General features: G+C 41.6%; 12 protein-coding genes. 9 read left to right on the forward strand and 3 right to left on the reverse strand.

All coding sequences use genetic code 11. The features are described 5' to 3' along the window. Positions 1 to 59: 59 nt before the first annotated feature. The 5 genes from AB5123_RS01375 to AB5123_RS01395 all read left to right on the forward strand — a co-directional run bounded on the left by AB5123_RS01375 (position 60) and on the right by AB5123_RS01395 (position 7,605). Positions 60 to 1,055 carry a LacI family DNA-binding transcriptional regulator gene (locus tag AB5123_RS01375; protein WP_278642366.1) on the forward strand — a complete coding sequence of 332 codons (996 nt, stop codon included), beginning with the start codon at positions 60 to 62 and terminating at the stop codon, positions 1,053 to 1,055. An 87-nt stretch (positions 1,056 to 1,142) separates the two neighbouring features. Beyond that, positions 1,143 to 2,603, forward strand: a complete 1,461-nt coding sequence (locus tag AB5123_RS01380; RefSeq protein WP_041337278.1) for a sodium:alanine symporter family protein — start codon at positions 1,143 to 1,145, stop codon at positions 2,601 to 2,603. 237 nt (positions 2,604 to 2,840) lie between these two features. Then, positions 2,841 to 4,268, forward strand: a complete 1,428-nt coding sequence (locus AB5123_RS01385; RefSeq protein WP_302838897.1) for an ABC transporter substrate-binding protein — start codon at positions 2,841 to 2,843, stop codon at positions 4,266 to 4,268. Between the two features lie 177 nt (positions 4,269 to 4,445). Continuing rightward, positions 4,446 to 5,153 carry a response regulator transcription factor gene (locus tag AB5123_RS01390; protein ID WP_117876516.1) on the forward strand — a complete coding sequence of 236 codons (708 nt, stop codon included), beginning with the start codon at positions 4,446 to 4,448 and terminating at the stop codon, positions 5,151 to 5,153. Then, entirely contained in the window at positions 5,128 to 7,605 is a 2,478-nt protein-coding gene (locus AB5123_RS01395) for a sensor histidine kinase (protein WP_368364471.1), read from the forward strand. Before AB5123_RS01390 ends, AB5123_RS01395 begins: the two co-directional genes overlap by 26 nt. 88 nt (positions 7,606 to 7,693) lie before the next feature. Here AB5123_RS01395 and AB5123_RS01400 read toward each other — a convergent pair whose 3' ends face one another. The 3 genes from AB5123_RS01400 to AB5123_RS01410 all read right to left on the reverse strand — a co-directional run bounded on the left by AB5123_RS01400 (position 7,694) and on the right by AB5123_RS01410 (position 12,105). Beyond that, the gene (locus AB5123_RS01400; RefSeq protein ID WP_368364472.1) at positions 7,694 to 10,216 is read right to left on the reverse strand and encodes a heavy metal translocating P-type ATPase; all 2,523 of its coding nucleotides are present in this window, start codon (positions 10,214 to 10,216) and stop codon (positions 7,694 to 7,696) included. A 14-nt stretch (positions 10,217 to 10,230) separates the two neighbouring features. Then, positions 10,231 to 10,560, reverse strand: coding sequence for a metal-sensing transcriptional repressor (locus tag AB5123_RS01405; RefSeq protein ID WP_288162494.1), 330 nt, complete (start codon positions 10,558 to 10,560; stop codon positions 10,231 to 10,233). Between the two features lie 162 nt (positions 10,561 to 10,722). Next, positions 10,723 to 12,105, reverse strand: coding sequence for an LCP family protein (locus AB5123_RS01410; protein ID WP_337812041.1), 1,383 nt, complete (start codon positions 12,103 to 12,105; stop codon positions 10,723 to 10,725). A 364-nt stretch (positions 12,106 to 12,469) separates the two neighbouring features. Between AB5123_RS01410 and AB5123_RS01415 the strand changes: the two genes are divergently transcribed. The 4 genes from AB5123_RS01415 to AB5123_RS01430 all read left to right on the forward strand — a co-directional run bounded on the left by AB5123_RS01415 (position 12,470) and on the right by AB5123_RS01430 (position 18,455). Next, entirely contained in the window at positions 12,470 to 14,098 is a 1,629-nt protein-coding gene (locus AB5123_RS01415; RefSeq protein WP_022286793.1) for a CTP synthase, read from the forward strand. A gap of 181 nt (positions 14,099 to 14,279) precedes the next feature. Continuing rightward, a complete protein-coding gene (recG, locus tag AB5123_RS01420) occupies positions 14,280 to 16,316 on the forward strand; it encodes an ATP-dependent DNA helicase RecG (RefSeq protein ID WP_368364473.1) in 2,037 nt (678 codons plus the stop codon). 88 nt (positions 16,317 to 16,404) lie between these two features. Continuing rightward, positions 16,405 to 16,971 (forward strand): hypothetical protein, encoded by a 567-nt coding sequence (locus tag AB5123_RS01425; protein ID WP_368364474.1) that lies wholly within the window; start codon positions 16,405 to 16,407, stop codon positions 16,969 to 16,971. 287 nt (positions 16,972 to 17,258) lie between these two features. Continuing rightward, the gene (locus AB5123_RS01430; protein ID WP_117923114.1) at positions 17,259 to 18,455 is read left to right on the forward strand and encodes a type II secretion system F family protein; all 1,197 of its coding nucleotides are present in this window, start codon (positions 17,259 to 17,261) and stop codon (positions 18,453 to 18,455) included. The last annotated feature ends 84 nt before the right edge of the window (positions 18,456 to 18,539 follow it).

Raw genomic sequence — 18,539 nt, forward strand, 5'->3', positions numbered from 1 at the left:
TACAATTAATAATGGTATGACTATTTCAGCGGTATGCTGTCGCAGAAAGGATAAGATCTATGAGCATTACAATAAAAGATGTTGCCAAGGAAGCCGGTGTTTCAGTGGCGACAGTGTCAAGGGTTCTCAACGGAAGCTGTAACGTATCAGATGAGTCAACAAAAAAAGTCAATGAAACTATTGCAAGGCTCAACTATTCTCCGAATTTTCTGGGAAGAAATCTTAGAAAGTGCGAAACGAATGTTATTCTTGTAATTATGCCGACCTCTGAACATTCTCTTTATTCAAAGATAGTCATGGGTATGCAGGATTATGCAGGACAAGTTGGTTACGATATCATAACTGCAGTTTCCTATTCAACCTCGACCGCTGAAACAAGGCAGATGAATATGCTTTTTAACAGAACTGTTGACGGTGTTATCCTTCTTGGCACTCAGTATGACGCAGATTCACTTAATAAGCTCGCAGAGAATTATAACGTTGCTCTGTGTTGTGAGGGCGTGGAGGGCGCAAATGTGCTTACTGTCGCTGTTGACGATGAACAGGCTGCGTTTGACGCTGTCGCTGCTCTTATCAAAAAGGGTCATAAAAGGATAGGCTTTATCGGAACGAACTCTTCGGCTATCTCCTCCACTGCAAGAGAGAACGGCTATATAAGAGCATTAAAAGAATATGGCATAGCAATAAAGAATGAATATATCTATAAAGAGTCCTATGACTATGACTGCGGAGGCAGAGCGTTTGAATATTTCAATGCACTTGCTGAGAAGCCTACGGCGATTTTCGCTGTGTCAGACTTGCTTGCTATCTCTGCAATGCACAAGGCAATAGATATGGGCATTGATGTGGGCAAAGATGTCGCCATAATGGGATTTGACAATATATCCATGTGTGAGTGGATAATCCCTACGCTTTCAACGGTTGAACAGCCTTGCTCAAAAATGGGCGAGCTTGTTGTGGCAAAGCTTATTGAGAACATGAATAAGACTACTAAGGATAATCATTATTATACTGTTGACCACAGGATAATTTTAAGAGAGTCCACAGGCGACTAATTACTTTCGTAAAAATAGATAGGGGAGAAATAAGGCAGTTTTTCCGTAAAAACTGCCTATTTTCTGTAAGAAAGGATTTTTTAGGGCATGGAGAAATTTACAAAAATACTTGAAACGATAGATGGCTATGTCTGGGGCATACCGCTTATCGTACTCATTATGGCAGTGGGAATATTCCTCACCTTTAGGCTAAGGCTTCTTCAAATATTCCACCTGCCAAAGGCTTTGAAATTTATGTTTCAGAACGAAAATGGCGGCAAAGGCGAGATATCGAGCTTTGCAGCACTTTGCACCGCACTATCCGCAACCATAGGTACGGGAAATATCGTCGGTGTTGCAACAGCCATTGGTGTGCTTTCAGGCGGACCTGGAGCGCTCCTCTGGATGTGGATAGCTGCTCTCCTTGGTATGGCAACAAAATTTTCCGAGGGCTTTCTTGCTATCAAATACCGACGTATGGACGCTGACGGACACGTTTGCGGCGGACCATTCTATTACATAGAATACGGCATGGGTAAGAAGTGGAAGTGGCTTGCAAAGGTATTTGCGTTCTTTGGCGCTTGCGTTGGTCTTTTTGGTATCGGTACTTTCTCTCAGGTGAATGGTATCTCATCGGCAGTTCAGGCTTTCTTTGATCCTAAAAAGGAACATACAGTGAATATTTTTGGTACTGACTATACATGGGCTGTTATAATCTCTGGACTTTTGATAACTATTTTTGCCGCACTTGTTATTATCGGAGGCATAAAGAGGATCTCAAGTGTTTCTCAGGTAGTTGTGCCTTTTATGGCGGTCGTTTATATAGTTGCTTGTCTTTCACTTATTGTTATAAACATTCAGAGGCTCCCTCACGCTGTTGCCCTTATTTTTGAACAGGCATTCAGCTTCAAGGCTGTTGCAGGCGGATCTCTTCCTACAATGTTCATTGCTATACAAAAGGGTGTTGCCAGAGGAATTTTCTCAAATGAGTCAGGTCTTGGTTCGGCACCTATCGCAGCCGCAGCCGCTCAGACAAAAGAGCCGGTAAGACAAGGTCTTGTTTCTATGTGTGGCACATTTATCGACACTATCATTGTTTGTACTATGACAGGTCTTGCTATCGTAATGATGGGAAGCTACGAGGCTATCAACCCAGTAACAGGCAAGCCTTTTGAGGGCGTTGAGGTCACAAATCACGCTTTCCAGAACGGCTTCTCGTTCCTGCCGTCAATGATACCTGCATTTATTCTTATGGTTTGTCTTGTGTTCTTTGCTTTCACAACTATCCTTGGCTGGAACTATTACGGTGAAAGGTGTATGGAATATCTTTTTAACAGCAACATGAAGGTGGTCATGGTCTACAGATATCTCTATATCCTCGCTGTATTTATCGGACCATATATGACGGTTTCTGCCGTTTGGACGATCGCTGATATCTTCAATGGACTTATGGCACTGCCAAACCTTATAGCGTTGCTTGCTCTCAGCGGTGTTATCAGTAAGGATACAAGGCGTTATGTGGCGAAGTATTCCAGAGCAAAACGAATCAATAAGCTGGTAAGAGCGTAGATATCGTATTTTATATGAAGCGGAAACGGCTGAATGTGGTTTCCGCTTTTTTTTATGCTGTGGGCTTAATCACCAAAAAAATGAATGGTTATTTGTTGAAATCACCAAAAGTATTTAAAAGAATGTAACAGTGGTTGTAACTTTGTTGACAACGATTACATTCAGTGATATAATAGCTTTGTAAGAATCAAGGAAACGTTTTCTAATGAAAACGATCTGTTACGGAGGTTATATATAATGAAAAATTCCAAGCGTGTTATTGTCGGTGCAATGGCTCTCTTGTCAGCAGTGAGCGTAGCTTCATGCGGCAGCTCATCAGGCGGCGATTCAAGCAGCTCTTATGTTGATAAGGTAAAGGTAGCAAGCACCGACGATATTGCTACTATCCCTGATGGTTCGGAAAAGGAGTTGGAGTGGCTTTCTTATTTTGACATAAACCCAACTAAGAAAGAGCCGGAAAAGAGAACCGACCTTACTCTTTTTGAGGAAAAGGGCGGTAAGATCAAGTATTCTCAGACATCATCAATGAACAAGTATGATAAGCTCGCAGCAAGACTTATGTCTAACAATCCACCGGATATGTTCTGGTATGAGCAGTCTATGACATTCCCTGCAAACTGTATCAAGGAAATGTTCCAGCCTGTTGATGATATCGTTGATTTCGACAGTGCTATGTGGAGCGATGTCAAGGACGTTGCAGAGCAGTTCACTCTCAACGGCAAGCACTTTGTTGCACCTATCAACTTCCTGCCAGGTTCTGTTATCACATATGATAAGTCTATGATAGACGCTGCTGGTCTTGATGATCCATATGAGCTTTATCAGAACGGCGAGTGGGATTGGAACGCATGGTATGACATGATGTCAGAATATGTTGAGGGCGCTGCTGCTGACGAGGAGAGATACGGCATAAACGGTTGGTTCGCACCATTTATCTTCCAGTCAACAGGCAAGACTCTTATCACATATGACGCTGATAAGGACGAGTATGTTTCAAATCTTAATGACGCTGACTTTGTAAGAGCATCTGATATGCTTTATGATATTGCAAAGAATGGTATGTACTATCCTGATTGGGTAGGACAGGCAGGCGACGCATTCAAGAAGAATATCCTCTTCTATGCAATGGGTCCATGGGCTTCTACCGGTACACATTCACCAAAGGACGGCGACAATTGGGGCGTAGTTCCAATGCCAAAGGATCCTAACTCTGATAAGCTTTATACAACTATCGACATGAATGCGTATATGTGGGTAAAGGGTTCGACAAAGAATGACGCTATGAAGTGCTGGCTCGAGTGTGCAAAGATAGTTTATACTCAGGATACATATAAGGATATCGAGAAGGAGAAGTTCTTTGTAAACAATCCTAACTGGACAGAAGATATGTATAACGTAGCTTACGTTGACCTTGTTACAGACAAGTTCACTAAGATATTTGACCCTGGTTATGGCATCTCCACAACTCTGTCAGATAATGACGCTGCAACAAATGATACTAAGGAAGCTGTTATTCCTTATCTGTATACTTCAGTTATGAAGACAGATGAGAATGGCTCACAGTATACGTGGACACAGCTCAAAGAGCAGTATAAGGGTACGGTTGATTCAGAACTTAAAACTCTCAACGAGCAGTATCACGCATATTTGGAAAAGAATAAGTAATATAACTTGCCATATAAAGACGGACGGAATTTATTTCGCCCGTCTTTTTTTGTTGTAATGTCAGAAAAAATGTGATATAATCAGAGAGTACATTAAGATTTAATTAAGAATTATGTTGAGCTGTTTTTAAAGAATGTGGCTTATAATAATAAACGTAAAAGAAAGGATCGTGCCGATATGGAGATAAAGGAGCCTGTAATCCTTGTTGTAGATGATGATAAAGATATAGTGGGAGCTATCGCAAAACTGCTTGAAATGGAGGGCTATAAGGTAATAAAGGCCTATGACGGTCTTGAGGCTTTGGAGAAGCTCACTGAGAACAGCATACAGCTTATACTCATTGACGTCATGATGCCTAAGCTGGACGGACTTTCTACAATGATGAAAATAAGGGCAACAGAGAATATCCCTATACTTGTGCTTTCCGCTAAATCTGAGGATACAGATAAGGTGCTTGGGCTTTCAATGGGCGCTGACGATTACATAACAAAGCCTTATAACCCTATGGAGCTTGTGGCAAGGGTAAGAAGCAACCTGAGAAGATATATGCAGCTTGGCGCTATCGACACGGCAAACAAAACGGATATTATAGAAATAGGCGGTCTGGAGCTTGACACTAAGGCAAAAAGCTTAAAGGTTGACGGAGAACCTGTCAAGCTCACCGCCACGGAGCTTAAAATTCTTGAGCTTCTTATGAAAAACGCAGGCAGGATATTTTCTGCCGAGGAGATCTATTCAAAGGTATGGAACGAGGACGCATATGCCGTTGAAAACACGGTAATGGTACATATTCGTCACATCAGAGAGAAAATAGAAATAAACCCTAGAGAGCCGAAATACTTGAAGGTGGTGTGGGGAATTGGCTACAAAATCGAGAAAATTTGAGCAGGCAGAATGGTTTAAGATATTCTCAGCTAAAAAGATGAGAATTATAGCATTTGTGCTTGCCTGCGTTATTGCAGGCGGTTTTTGCTTGTCTTTGGTGCTTTATGCTAACAGCCATGCCGACAGCAGCAGTAAGTCTTATCTTAAATCAGAAAGCTATAAGCTGGCTTCCAATGAAATGTATGAGGAACTGTGCGTTACAGCTTCGGCTTATCTCAGATATGTTGATGAGGATCGGAATTACACCCAGTCTAGACACTTGCTCAATGACTATCTGAATTATCTTGATTACAACCGCTATAAATACAAAAAAACAGAAGACGGTATCCAGCTTATTGATAGTCAGTTTGATTACTATGTGGGGATTACTCAAAATGGCGAAACAAGATATCTGTCAAATATAAAAGATATAGAAAATTATGACAGTGAAACGGATAAGATAAAAGCTTTTAAATCATCACACAAAAACTATATACTCCGCCGTGATAACGAGGTAATGAGCGACAGAACTTCATCAGGACAGATAGTTGACTACTATTACAATACAGCGGAGTATCAGGATAACGTGACAGAAGAGTTTTATGCCGACAATCTTGTGCCCGTAGGAGGAAGTTATTATGATAACTACGGCAGATATTTTTACAATTACGGCAATTATGATCCAATAGCTTTCTATAATGTAGACTCAAGATATAATGTTATTAAAGGTCTTGATTTGAAAAACGGTCTGAAATGTTCCGACAGGCTTGAAGATGAAGAAATTAGTGACAATTATGACACTGATGACGGCAATGTATACTATGACTATGACAACGGCAGATATTATTATGAGGATGATTATGGAAACACATGGGCAAAATGTGAAAACCTCTATGACCTGCCTGATTACAAAGCGACAGACAATGACGATTCAGGTATAACGGTATTCTTTGCGCCGAAAGCTGAAAAGCTTACGGCCATGGAAAAGGAATACACCGAGGCTTTGAATGATATGTATCGTGCAAAGCTTTTTGTGATCGTTTTTGGCGTTATTGAATTTATGCTTGTGTGCTATCTGCTCCTGATCTGTGCATATAATGCAGAGCCTGAGAGCGTTGAACGTTGGAAGCAAGGCAATTTTCTAAAAAAAGTGCCTACGGAAGTTTACCTTATCCTAATGGTATTGGCTATCACATTTGCTTTTGTATTTGGCGCCTGCTGGAATTATTATGTGAGCATTACAAAAAATATTTTTGATAATGCTTTGGCTAATTCCGTTTTCAGAAATATCCTTGCTGTAGCATTGTTTGCATTGGCATATTTTGCAGGCTTCGGCTCGCTTATGGAGTTTGTTGGCAAGATAAAGACAAGAAGCATATTCAAAGAAAGCCTTATTTGCAGATCATGTAAGTTCCTATGGCCCAAGTACAAGGAAACATCACTGTATCACTATTTTCATGGACTTCCGCTTGGAGTGAAACTATCCATAAGAACGATAGCCATAGGCGTTATACTGTTTTTGGAATCCGCTTATTATTCCAGTGCAGATGTTGAGCCGTTCTTGCTTGTTGTGGCTTTGATACTGATGGTGTTAGATATTCGTGACTTCTCACAGCTTTCAAAGCTCAGCAAACAGATAGACAGCCTTGGAGAAGAAAAGCCTTATGAGGGCAAGATAAGAAAAACTTCGCCGGTGTATGCTGAATCTGAAAAACTCAACTCAGTTCAGGATAAGGTGAGAGAGTCGGTGGAGCAGCAGATACAGTCTGAGCGTTTGAAAATAGAGCTTGTGACAAACGTTTCACACGACCTGAAAACACCGCTGACTTCCATTATCAGCTATATCGACCTGCTTAAGAAAATGGATCTTGACGATGAAGCTTCGAGCTATGTGAAGATACTTGATAAAAAGGCGCAGAAGCTCAAAGGCATTGTGTCTGACGTTTTCAGCATAGCAAAAGCCACAAGCGGCGTTGATGTAAACCTAACAAAGCTTGATTTTGTGATGCTGTTAAATCAGTGCATCGCAGACGCAGAGGACAAGATAGCTGACAGTGGCAAGATAGTAAAGATAAACATAAATGCCGACAGCGCAATGGTAATGGGCGACGGCGACAAGCTTTACAGAGTGTTCCAAAACATTGTTGACAACGCTCTGAATTACTCTATGGACGGCACAAGGATATTCCTTGATGTGTACAAAAAAGCGGACAGAATAGTATTTGCCGAGAAGAACATTTCGGCAACGCCGATAAACTTCACGGAAGAAGAGATACTTGAAAGATTTGTGCGAGGGGATAAGTCACGAACAGACGGTGGAAGCGGTTTGGGATTATCCATATCAAAGAGCTTCACGGAAGCCTGCGGTGGTATCTTCAATATCGAAATAGACGGAGATATGTTCAAGGCGATAGTCGAAATGCCGATAATTCAGGAGGATACGGTAGAAAAAACCGATGACAAAACGGAATAGCGTAAATAATAAAACGGTGGAGAATGACAAACACTCTCCACCGTTTTTACATATACGCAATTACTATGCGTGAGATAAAATATCTGCGTTATTTTATCCCCTTTACCTTATACCCAGCGTCCGTCACCGCCTTAGAAAGCACCTCGTCAGCCACGTCCTTGTCAAGTGTGATGTAAGCGCACTTGTCCTCAAGGGAAACATCTGCTGTAACGCCGTCTATCGCATTAAGCACCTTCGTTACTGTGCCTGTGCAGTGTGAACACATCATGCCGTCGATCTTCATTACCTTTTTCATTTTTCCGTCCTCCGTTTTAGTATTTATTTCAGCCTTTGCGGCTTTGTTTTCTCTGACACTTTTAAAAAGATTGAGCCTTAACGCATTGGTCACAACGCAAACTGAGCTTAAACTCATTGCCGCTGCACCGAACATAGGATTGAGCTTCCAGCCAAGCAAGCCGTAGAATACTCCTGCCGCCAGCGGAATACCAAGCGAGTTGTAAATAAGCGCCCAGAAAAGGTTTTCCTTGATGTTCTTCATAACGCTCCTACTGAGCTTGACAGCCGTAACAGCATCATTCAGATCGCTTTTCATTAGCACGATATCAGCCGACTCGATAGCAATATCCTGTCCTGCACCGATAGCTATTCCAACATCTGCCGTTGTAAGGGCAGGTGCGTCATTTATTCCGTCGCCTATCATGGCTACCTTTTTGCCCTGCTCCTGCAATTCTTTGATTATTGTAGCCTTGTCCTCAGGCATAAGCTGTGATCTTACCTGTGAAATGCCAAGCTTTTTCTGTATTGCTCTAGCTGTTTTCTCGTTGTCCCCTGTGAGCATTACAGTTTCAATGCCTGCCTTTTTGAAGCCCTCTATAGCCTCTGCACTTGTCTCTTTTATCTTGTCTGCAATGAACAGAATGCCTGCAAGCTTGTTGTCAATCGCTGCATAAAGTGGTATCTCACCATTGTCAGCGTGAGCATGAGCCGTCTCCTCAACCATCGATATGTCAACTCCGCTGTTATCCATAAGCCGCTTGTTACCGATAAGAACGTTTCTGCCCTCAACAACAGCCGATATACCACCGCCTGCTGTTTCTGTGTAGCTTTCAGCAGGGGAGAGTTCAATGCCATTTGTCTTGCAGTGGCCTGTAACGGCCTTTGCAAGTGGGTGTGATGAACCGCTTTCTGCCGAGCCACAAAGCTTTTTAAGCTCTGAAACATCAAAATCACCAAACGCTTGCGCTGAAATAAGCTCAGGCTTGCCTTCAGTGCAAGTTCCTGTTTTGTCAAGAACAACAGTGTCAATGCTGTGAGCAGTTTCAAGGCTTTCAGCGGATTTTATTAGGATACCGAACTGTGCCGCTTTACCTGTTCCTACCATTATTGCAGTGGGCGTTGCAAGTCCCAATGAGCATGGGCAGGATATAACAAGTACTGATATCGCCATGTTAAGAGCAAATGCGAAGCTATAGCCAAGTAGCAACCATACTACCAGTGAAATAAGAGCTATCGTTATAACTATAGGCACGAACACAGCGCTTATCTTGTCTGCAAGCCTTGCTACAGGCGCTTTTGAAGCGGAAGCGTCCTCAACGAGTGCGATTATCTGTGAAAGTGTTGAGTCTTTAGCTTGCTTCTCACACCTTACCTTAGCAAAACCACCAGCCGATACGCTTGCACTCATAACTCTGTCACCCACTGCCTTGTCTACAGGTATGCTTTCGCCTGTGAGTGCAGATTGGTCAACAGTGCAGTTCCCATCAATAAGAACTCCGTCACATGGCACAGACCAGCCAGCTTTGAGCAGGAATACATCTCCCACCATTACGTTTTCCGCAGGAACTTCCACTTCCTCGCTGTCACGGATAACAACTGCCGTCTTAGGCGCAAGGTTCACAAGCTTGTTCACAGCATTAGCCGTCTTGTCTTTTGAGCGAGCCTCAAGATATTTTCCCACAGTGATAAGTGTGAGTATCATTCCGCATGACTCATAATATAGATTCATCATATACTCATGTGCCGAGCCAAGGTCGCCCCTGCCCATAAAGTAAGCCATTCTGTAAGTGCCGTAAACACTGTATATGAATGAAGCAGCCGCACCAAGAGCTATAAGGCTGTCCATGTTAGGGGAGCGGTGGATAAGATTTTTGAAGCCGTTTGAAAAATAGTGAAAGTTTATTGCAATGATAGGCACTGTGAGCAAAAGCTGAGTGAGTGCGTATATCATCATGTTTTTGTGCCCTGCAAAAATAGGGGGGATAGGTATGTTCGCCATGTGTCCCATGCAAATATAGAACAGCGGTATCAAAAAGCCCACAGACCACCATAGGCGTTTCTTCATCTTTTTACTTTCGTCCTGAGCCGCCGCAACAGGTGATGCAGTTTTGTTTTCTTTGTCGCCTATCTCGCTTGCTCCATATCCTGCACTTTCAACAGCATTTATGACCGACTGAGCGTTAGTTACGCCCTCGTCAAGATCTACCGTCATTTTGTTTGCAAGCAAGTTCACGTTTACGTCCATTACGCCATTTACCTTACTCACAGCCTTTTCCACATGAGCCTGACACGCCGCACAACTCATGCCAGTTACATTGAATTTTAACTTTTTCATAGATATTTGCCTTTCTATTTAAGCTTTTTCATAAGCTCTAATACTTCATCGACAACTTCAATGTTGCCGCTTTGTATCTCCTCTGTCATACAGGTCTTCATATGTTCCTGCAAAATAAGATAGCCGAAGCTTTGCATTGCACTTTCAACAGCTGCAACCTGAATGAGTATATCTCCGCAGTAGCGGTTATCGTCAAGCATTTTGATAATGCCGTTTATTTGTCCCGAAACTCTGCTTAGCCTATTCTTTAGCTGTTTTATTTCCTTATCATCACGGGGAGTGTGCTTGTGCCTGCAAGTATCACAGCAGCCGCATGACAGTTCTTTATCATTTCTGTTGTCCATGTTTTTTGCCTCCTTACTATATCAAATACCCATACGGGGTATCTTTTGCTGCATATATATTATATACCCCTTATGGGTATTTGTCAACCATTTTTTATATTTTTTGCAGAAAGCAAAAAAATATCCGCCTTCCCCAAAGGAAAGCGGATATCAATTATTCAGTTAGTAGCCGTAATACCCAGTGTCATAGCTGTAGTTGTAAGCATTTTCTTCCTGATACTGCTTGATAGCTTCGTCAATGTTTTTACAACTGCCGTAAACTATATATTGAATGAATGCAGAGTTTGCGGCAAAGTCCGGATTAAGCACGTCCATGCTATAGATGACTTCGTTTGTGAAATAGCCGTCAGCAGGTATTCTAAGCTGCTGGATATCATATTTCATATAGTCAAAAGCATTGAGGAGCAGATTTGCGATCTCTCCATCAGTAAGGTCTGTGTTTATCTCAGGAAGGACTTTGTTCAGAAGCTTGTCAAGCTGAACAAGATTGAGCTTCTTGGATTCGGTTATGATCTCTGAGATAACACGTCTTTGACGTTCGGTACGCTCATAGTCGGAATTTCCTACATATCTAAGCCTTGCAAACGCAAGTGCCTGATTTCCGTTAAGATGAAGCTTTACCTTATCCTCATCACTCTTGCCCGCAAATATGTCGTCGCTTATATAGTCAGTGCCTTTCTTATTTTTAAGGTATTTATTCTGTTCAGCCATCGGCTTCTTCATGCCCTCGGCTTCAGCCTTTGACACTTCCATGTCGATGCCACCTACAGTCTCAACTATATCTATAAACGAGTAGAAATTCACTCTTGCGTATCTGTCTATCTGGATACCGAAATAATCCTCAATACACTGTTCAAGATACTCACAGCCACCGTGCCAGTAAGCGCTGTTGAGCCTGTTGCCCTCGTCAAACTGCGCCATGTAAATGTACATATCACGCATAAGGGAGGTCATTGTAATAGTCTTGTTCTTGGTGTTTATGGAAATTATCATCATAACATCAGTATTTCCACGGCTCTCCTCTTCTGTATCACGGATATCCTCGCCAATGAGCAGAATGTTCGTTACGTCCTCGCTGGATATCTTGGAGGACTGCTTTTGTAGCTGAGCCTTAAGCTCGTCCTCTTTTTCCTTTGCGTCAAATGTATCCGCCTCACTTGTAAGCTCGCTGGAATTTATAGGCGCTCTGCCTGAATTTATCTTAGTGTCTTTAGTTCTGTCAAGCATTCCTGTGTAGTGGAAAAACAAACCTACGATAATGGCAATTATAATAATGAATACTACAAATATTATTCCAAGAGCAATACCCGTCTTTTTCTTCTTGCTCCAGCCTTTTTTCTTTTTTGGCGTCTTATCCTGCTTTGGATCAGACTCATGTGTCGGATCAGCTTTCTGCTGTTCCTTTGAGGGGATAGGTATGACCCCCGTAGGTCCGTTTGAGTTTGAAGCATCAAGTATCTTTCTATTTTCTATTGCATTGGATATTAGCGACTGTAAATCCTTATCTCCCTGAGTGTTGGAGGTGTTCTTGTTGTCGTTGTCCATAAAATAAACCTCGTTTCCGATTAAAGTCAGCAAGCCGGAAGTCTATAGCTCGTTTAAGCATAATACAATAATAGTATATACTATTTTACCTCAAATTACAACATAAATTTCGTACGAATTTGACTTTAAAATTACATCAATTTTTATAAAATCAAATAAAACCGCTTTAATTTACAACAATTTTACAAGAGCTTATTTCAGCTATTTGATAATTTATAAAAAATTCAGAGAAAAATAGAAAAAACACTTGCCTTTTGTATAAAAATTTGTTATGATATTAGTAAGAGCGAAAAGGTGAGTTGTGTCCACATGATCTCACCTGATTTTTTTGTGTTTTATTTTTGATATATGGAGGAGAAATGATATGCCTACAAAATATGTCTTTGTAACAGGCGGTGTAGTATCAGGTCTTGGAAAGGGCATAACCGCTGCGTCACTGGGAAGATTGTTAAAAGCAAGGGGCTACAGCGTTACCATTCAGAAATTTGACCCGTATATAAATGTCGATCCAGGCACAATGTCACCTTATCAGCATGGTGAGGTTTTCGTAACTGACGATGGTGCGGAAACTGACCTTGATCTTGGTCACTATGAGAGATTTATCGACGAAAATCTTTCTATCAATTCAAATGTTACCACAGGTAAGATATACTGGACAGTTCTTAATAAGGAGAGAAGAGGAGATTATCTTGGCGGCACAGTTCAGGTCGTTCCTCATATCACCAACGAGATAAAGGATCGTCTTTACAGGGTAGGCAAATCAACTGACACAGATATAGTTATCACAGAGATCGGCGGAACAGTTGGCGATATCGAGTCCACACCATTCCTCGAGGCTATCAGACAGGCTTCTATCGAGCTTGGAAGAGAAAATTCCGTATTTATACATGTGTGCCTGCTGCCTTATATCTCAGGCTCAAAGGAGCTTAAATCAAAGCCTACACAGCATTCCGTAAAGGAACTGCTTTCTATCGGTATCCAGCCTAATATCCTTGTTCTTCGTTCTGAAATGGAGATACCAGAGGATATGAAGCAGAAGATAGGCCTTTTCTGCAACGTAAGAGCAGAGGACGTTATACAGAATCTTACAGCACCATCACTTTATGAAGTGCCTCTCTGGCTTGAAAAAGAGGGCCTTGCAGATGTTGTTTGTCATCATCTTAAGCTTGAGTGCAGACAGCCAGACCTTAAAGAGTGGCAGGAAATGATAGGCAGAGTTCATAGCTGCAACAAGAAAGTAACTATCGGTCTTGTTGGCAAGTATGTTGAGCTTGAGGACGCTTATCTTTCCGTAGCAGAAGCTCTCCGTCACGGCGGTTTTGAGAACAGCGCAGAAGTTGATATCAAGTGGATACAGTCTGAAAATCTCAATGAGAACACTGTAGCTGAAATGCTCCACGGCTGCGACGGTATAATCGTACCGGGCGGCTTTGGTGACAGAGGAATCGAGGGCATGATCGAAGCTATCAAATATGCAAGAGAACATAAGATACCAATGTTCGGTATCTGCCTCGGTATGCAGATGTCTGTTGTTGAGTTTGCAAGACACGTTGCAGGACTGGAAGGGGCAAATTCTTCCGAGTTTGGTGACACTCCATATCCTGTTATAGACATCATGGACTCACAGAAAGATATCACAGAAAAGGGCGGCACGATGCGACTTGGCCTTTATCCATGCAAGCTTGCAGACAATTCAAGATGTGCTGAGATCTATTCAGCACCACAGAATCTTATCCGTGAGCGTCATCGTCACCGTTGGGAGTTTAATAATGAATACAGAAAGCTTCTTGAAGATAAGGGTCTTATGCTTGCAGGCCTTTCACCTGACGAAAAGCTTGTTGAGATAGTAGAGCTTCCAAAGAATGTACACCCATGGTTCGTTGGTGTTCAGTTCCACCCAGAGTTCAAGTCAAGACCAAACAGAGCGCACCCTCTGTTCAGAGATTTCATCAGAGCTTCTATCGAGTATTCTGAGTTTGGCGAGAAAATATAATAACATATAGTTTTTATCAAGGACAGATGATTTTTTCATCTGTTCTTTTTTTGTGCAAAAATGCAAAACGCACAGGGAAAATGGCGTAAATATGTATGATTTGAATAAAAGTCATTGACCTTTTATGTGATATATGATATAATCGTATTAAGTGAAGTAAAAGCTGACAGGTGGTGAGGATTTGTTAAAAGATCTTGAAAAACCAATAGAGTATCTAAAAGGCGTTGGGGAAAAGCGTGCCGAATGTTATGAGAAATTAGGCGTGAAAACGGTCTATGACCTGCTTTGTCATTATCCAAGAAGTTATATCGATTATACCTCCCCCGTGCCCATAGCCGACGCACCAATTAACGAGCCTTGCATAGTAAAGGGTAGAGTAGTTAAAAAGCTCCCTGAAGCCCATATTAGAAAAGGTCTGTCAGTGTACAAAGTCATTTTTACCGACGACGTCACCGACCTTGTAATAGTTATCTATAACAGCGAGTATATGTATAAACAGCTTGAAGTGGATAAAGAGTATTACCTCTGCGGCAGGATAACAGGAAACCTTGTGCGAAAAGAGATAAATTCTCCTGTGATACTTTCGGCCGATACGGAAGATAAAGTCCAGCCTGTCTATCACCTCACAGAGGGTCTTAGTCAGCAAATGCTCAGAAAAACAGTAAGGCTCGCCCTGAATGTTTTTAATAAGAATATCTATGAGCCGCTGCCAAAAAGCATAATGCAAAGGTATAATTTCTGTTCTCTTGAATATGCTTTGGAGAATATACATTTTCCAAAAGATATGCACATCTGCGAGCTTGCGAAAAATCGCCTTGTCTTTGACGAGCTTCTTGTTTTGCAGCTTGGTATGCAGCTTATGAAAAGCCGAAGCCGTGAAAAAAGCGGCTTTGTGCTGAAAACGCAGGATATGGACAGCTTTTATAACGCTCTGCCTTTTATCCTTACAAACAGCCAGCAAACCGCCATAGAGGATTGTATCAGAGATATGCAGAAAGAACAGCCTATGAACAGACTCGTTCAGGGCGACGTTGGCTCGGGTAAGACCGCAGTTGCGGCAGGAGCGGCATATTTTGTGTATGAAAATGGCTGTCAGAGCGCACTTATGGCGCCTACTGAGATACTTGCAGAACAGCATTATGAAACCTTGAAAGGCTTCCTTGAACCGCTAGGCGTAAAGGTGGCACTGCTCACAGGCTCTATGACCGCAAAACAGAAAAAGCTTGTGAAAGAGGGGCTTGAAAACGGTGAATACGCCGTTGCAGTTGGAACACACGCTCTTGTTCAGCAGACAACGAAGTTCAAAAAGCTTGCCCTTGTCATAACAGACGAGCAGCACCGATTTGGCGTTGAACAGCGTGCTGCACTTGCTTCAAAGGGTGAAAATCCCCATAAGCTTGTTATGTCAGCCACACCTATCCCTAGAACTCTTGCCCTTATGATATACGGCGACCTTGATATTTCTGTACTGAAAGAGCTTCCTAAGGGCAGACATCCCGTTGAAACATATGCCGTTACAGGAAAGCTTCGCGAGCGTGCTTTTAACTATGTTAAAAAATATCTTGACGAAGGCAGACAGGGTTATATAGTCTGTCCAATGATAGAGGAAAGTGATATGGACTTGCAGGACGTTAAGACCTATGCTAAAAAGCTTTCTCAGGGTACGTTTAAAGATTACACTGTGGGACTTCTTCACGGCAGAATGAGCGGTGCTCAGAAAGAACAGGTCATGAACGACTTCAAGGAGCATAAAATAGACCTGCTCGTTTCCACAACAGTTGTGGAGGTAGGAGTTGACGTGCCTAATGCGGCAATAATGGTAATAGAAAATGCCGACAGATTTGGTCTTTCCCAGCTTCACCAGCTTCGTGGTCGTGTGGGAAGAGGTAAATACAAATCAAGTTGTATCCTCATTACAGACAACGTGAATGAGGAAAGCGTGAAAAGGCTTAAAATTTTGGGCAAGACTAACGACGGCTTTAAGATATCTGAGGAAGATCTTAAACTCAGAGGTCCCGGTGACTTTTTTGGAAGCAGACAGCATGGCCTTCCTGCATTGAAGATAGCGGATATGTCACAGGATATGGATATACTAAGAAAAGCACAGGAAGCCGCACAGCTTATCAGAAACGCAGACCCTAATCTTGAGCGTACAGAAAATATATATCTAAGAGAGCTTGTGGATAAACTCTTTGATAAAACTATGTCAGATAATTGAAAGATGTAAAGTTTGAAAACTTTATCGTGTAAGATGAGATGTAAAGTATAAAGACTTTATAAAGCAAAAGAATAAAACGGAGGTAGTTATGGAGCCAATAAAATTTTTAAAGTACATTCTGTCGAGAATAGGGATAATGATCGTTCTTACGCTGTTTTCAGCCTTTGCAGGCATTGTGCTGATACCGGCTCTGGTTACGGTCTTTCCGTCAAGCACATCTGCTTTCAAAAGCTTTATGACAAATAGTAATGTAGACTCATTTATAGGCTTTGCGGTCATGCTTATATTTTTCATAAGACTTTTTTATGACGACGGCAAACGCCATGCCGCATATGAAAATTGGAGCTGGGTCAATATTACAATAGTGTATCTTCTTATGCTTCTAGTGTATTTTATTCCTGCAATATTCAGGGATTCATTCAGTCAGGAGGGCAAGGGAGATATCTTCTATAAGGTGCTTTATTATCCGTGTATATGGCTGAATGAAGGCGTGGGCATGAACTACCTTGTAAGCGTGATCCTCGGCATAGGACTTCTTCTTGCAGCGTCCTATTGTTTCTATCTGATAGCCTATAAAGTGTATGTTCATAAGCATCCTGTCATTCTCAAAAGTATGAAATCTTTTAGTGCTGGCAAGACAGATAATAAAGTATAAATTGTATTATTTGAACATAAATAAGAGTATTTACTATCAGAAATCTGTATGAACTCGCTTTAAATATTAAATATTATTTAAAATGTTAGTTTAATTATTCTATTTGTACAAATTCGATAAATTTGTGAAGATTATTTTGTAAACAAATTAACGCTTAAAAAGCACTCAATCACTTGCGAAAAGATGAAAATAATGTTATAATTATAAAAATGCGTTTTGTGTATTTTTAAAGTTTTTTGTTATGAATGCACAAAATGTATAAATAAGTGGAGGTGTATCTACATATTATGAAGAAATTTTCCTATGTTGCTAAGGATACCTCGGGAAAAACCATAAAGGGTATCTATGAGGCTGAGGATGCACAGGAAGTACTGGACAAGATCCACGAACAAGGTCTTTTCTGTATAAGTTATTCAGAAGCATTGGGCGGTGCAGGCAAACAATCTGTGCACAAGTTCAATACTAAGGAACTTGCTTTCTGCTGCCGTCAGCTTGCGGCAATGATGACATCGGGTCTTACCATTGTTAAAGCGCTCGACATTCTCTATAAGGAAGAGGAGAATAAGGGTGCAAAGGATGTTTGGAGAAGCGTTTATGACGATGTTCAGAAAGGTCAGAGCTTTACCGAGGCCCTCGATACAAGAAGAGGAAGCTTTCCGGACTTTTTCATCTCAATGGTAGACGCAGGTGAGACCTCAGGTACGCTCGATATGACAATGCAGCGTCTGAGCGATTACTATGCAAACTCAAACAAGTTGAACAATAAGGTAAAGAGTGCGATGACTTATCCTATCATACTTGGCGTTCTTTGTATCGTCATGGTAATCGGTATGTTTACGTTCATCATGCCTATATTTGCAGGTCTTATGCCAGAGGATCAGATGCCTGCACTTTCTAAGGCTCTCTTCTCATTCAGTGACTTTTTCAAGGCAAAATGGTATATCATTCTTATCGTGGTCGTTGTTTTGATATTCGGTTGGATATACGCCTTGAAAGTACCGTCAGTCAGACTTAAATTTGACTACATAAAGATAAAGATGCCTGCCGCCGGAAAGCTTATGGTAAAGATCTACGAGGGTCGTTTCGCAAGAACTCTTTCATCACTTTATTCAAGCGGTATCCCAATGGTAGAGTGTCTTGAACGTTCGTCAAGAATACTTGGAAATGCTTATGTTGATAAGATGTTCATTCAGGTAGTTGATGAAGTTAAGCAGGGCGCACCGCTTTCAGCGTCACTTGCAAAAACAGAGATATTTGAAGGAATGTTTACTTCCATCATCTATGTCGGTGAGGAATCAGGTGCTCTCGATGAGATCCTTGAGAAAACTGCTGACTACTATGAGGAAGAAGCAGACGCAGCCGTTACAAGACTTGTAGGACTTATGGAACCATTGCTCATCGTGTTCATGGGTGTTGCGATCGGTCTTTGCCTTGCGGGTATCTTCCCACTGCTCTACGGTTCATTGTCAGGTCTGGAAAACTAAGGGTCTGCATTTTATGTTCGTTAATTTTAAATATCTCCTCTCCTTTAAAACGGAGAGGGAAGATATTTGTTTTGAAAAATAATT

Origin of the sequence: Ruminococcus sp. RTP21204st1_B2_RTP21204_210225, assembly GCF_040914135.1 — a bacterium.
Lineage (GTDB): Bacteria > Bacillota > Clostridia > Oscillospirales > Ruminococcaceae > Hominimerdicola > Hominimerdicola aceti.

Excerpts from the sequence above, each read along its gene's own strand:
- AB5123_RS01430 (WP_117923114.1), top strand. The coding sequence starts at position 17,259 with ATGAAGAAATTTTCCTATGTTGCTAAGGATACCTCGGGAAAAACCATA.
- AB5123_RS01425 (WP_368364474.1), top strand. The coding sequence starts at position 16,405 with ATGGAGCCAATAAAATTTTTAAAGTACATTCTGTCGAGAATAGGGATA.
- AB5123_RS01375 (WP_278642366.1), top strand. The coding sequence starts at position 60 with ATGAGCATTACAATAAAAGATGTTGCCAAGGAAGCCGGTGTTTCAGTG.
- AB5123_RS01380 (WP_041337278.1), top strand. The coding sequence starts at position 1,143 with ATGGAGAAATTTACAAAAATACTTGAAACGATAGATGGCTATGTCTGG.
- AB5123_RS01410 (WP_337812041.1), bottom strand. The coding sequence starts at position 12,105 with ATGGACAACGACAACAAGAACACCTCCAACACTCAGGGAGATAAGGAT.
- AB5123_RS01405 (WP_288162494.1), bottom strand. The coding sequence starts at position 10,560 with ATGGACAACAGAAATGATAAAGAACTGTCATGCGGCTGCTGTGATACT.
- AB5123_RS01400 (WP_368364472.1), bottom strand. The coding sequence starts at position 10,216 with ATGAAAAAGTTAAAATTCAATGTAACTGGCATGAGTTGTGCGGCGTGT.
- AB5123_RS01390 (WP_117876516.1), top strand. The coding sequence starts at position 4,446 with ATGGAGATAAAGGAGCCTGTAATCCTTGTTGTAGATGATGATAAAGAT.
- AB5123_RS01385 (WP_302838897.1), top strand. The coding sequence starts at position 2,841 with ATGAAAAATTCCAAGCGTGTTATTGTCGGTGCAATGGCTCTCTTGTCA.
- AB5123_RS01415 (WP_022286793.1), top strand. The coding sequence starts at position 12,470 with ATGCCTACAAAATATGTCTTTGTAACAGGCGGTGTAGTATCAGGTCTT.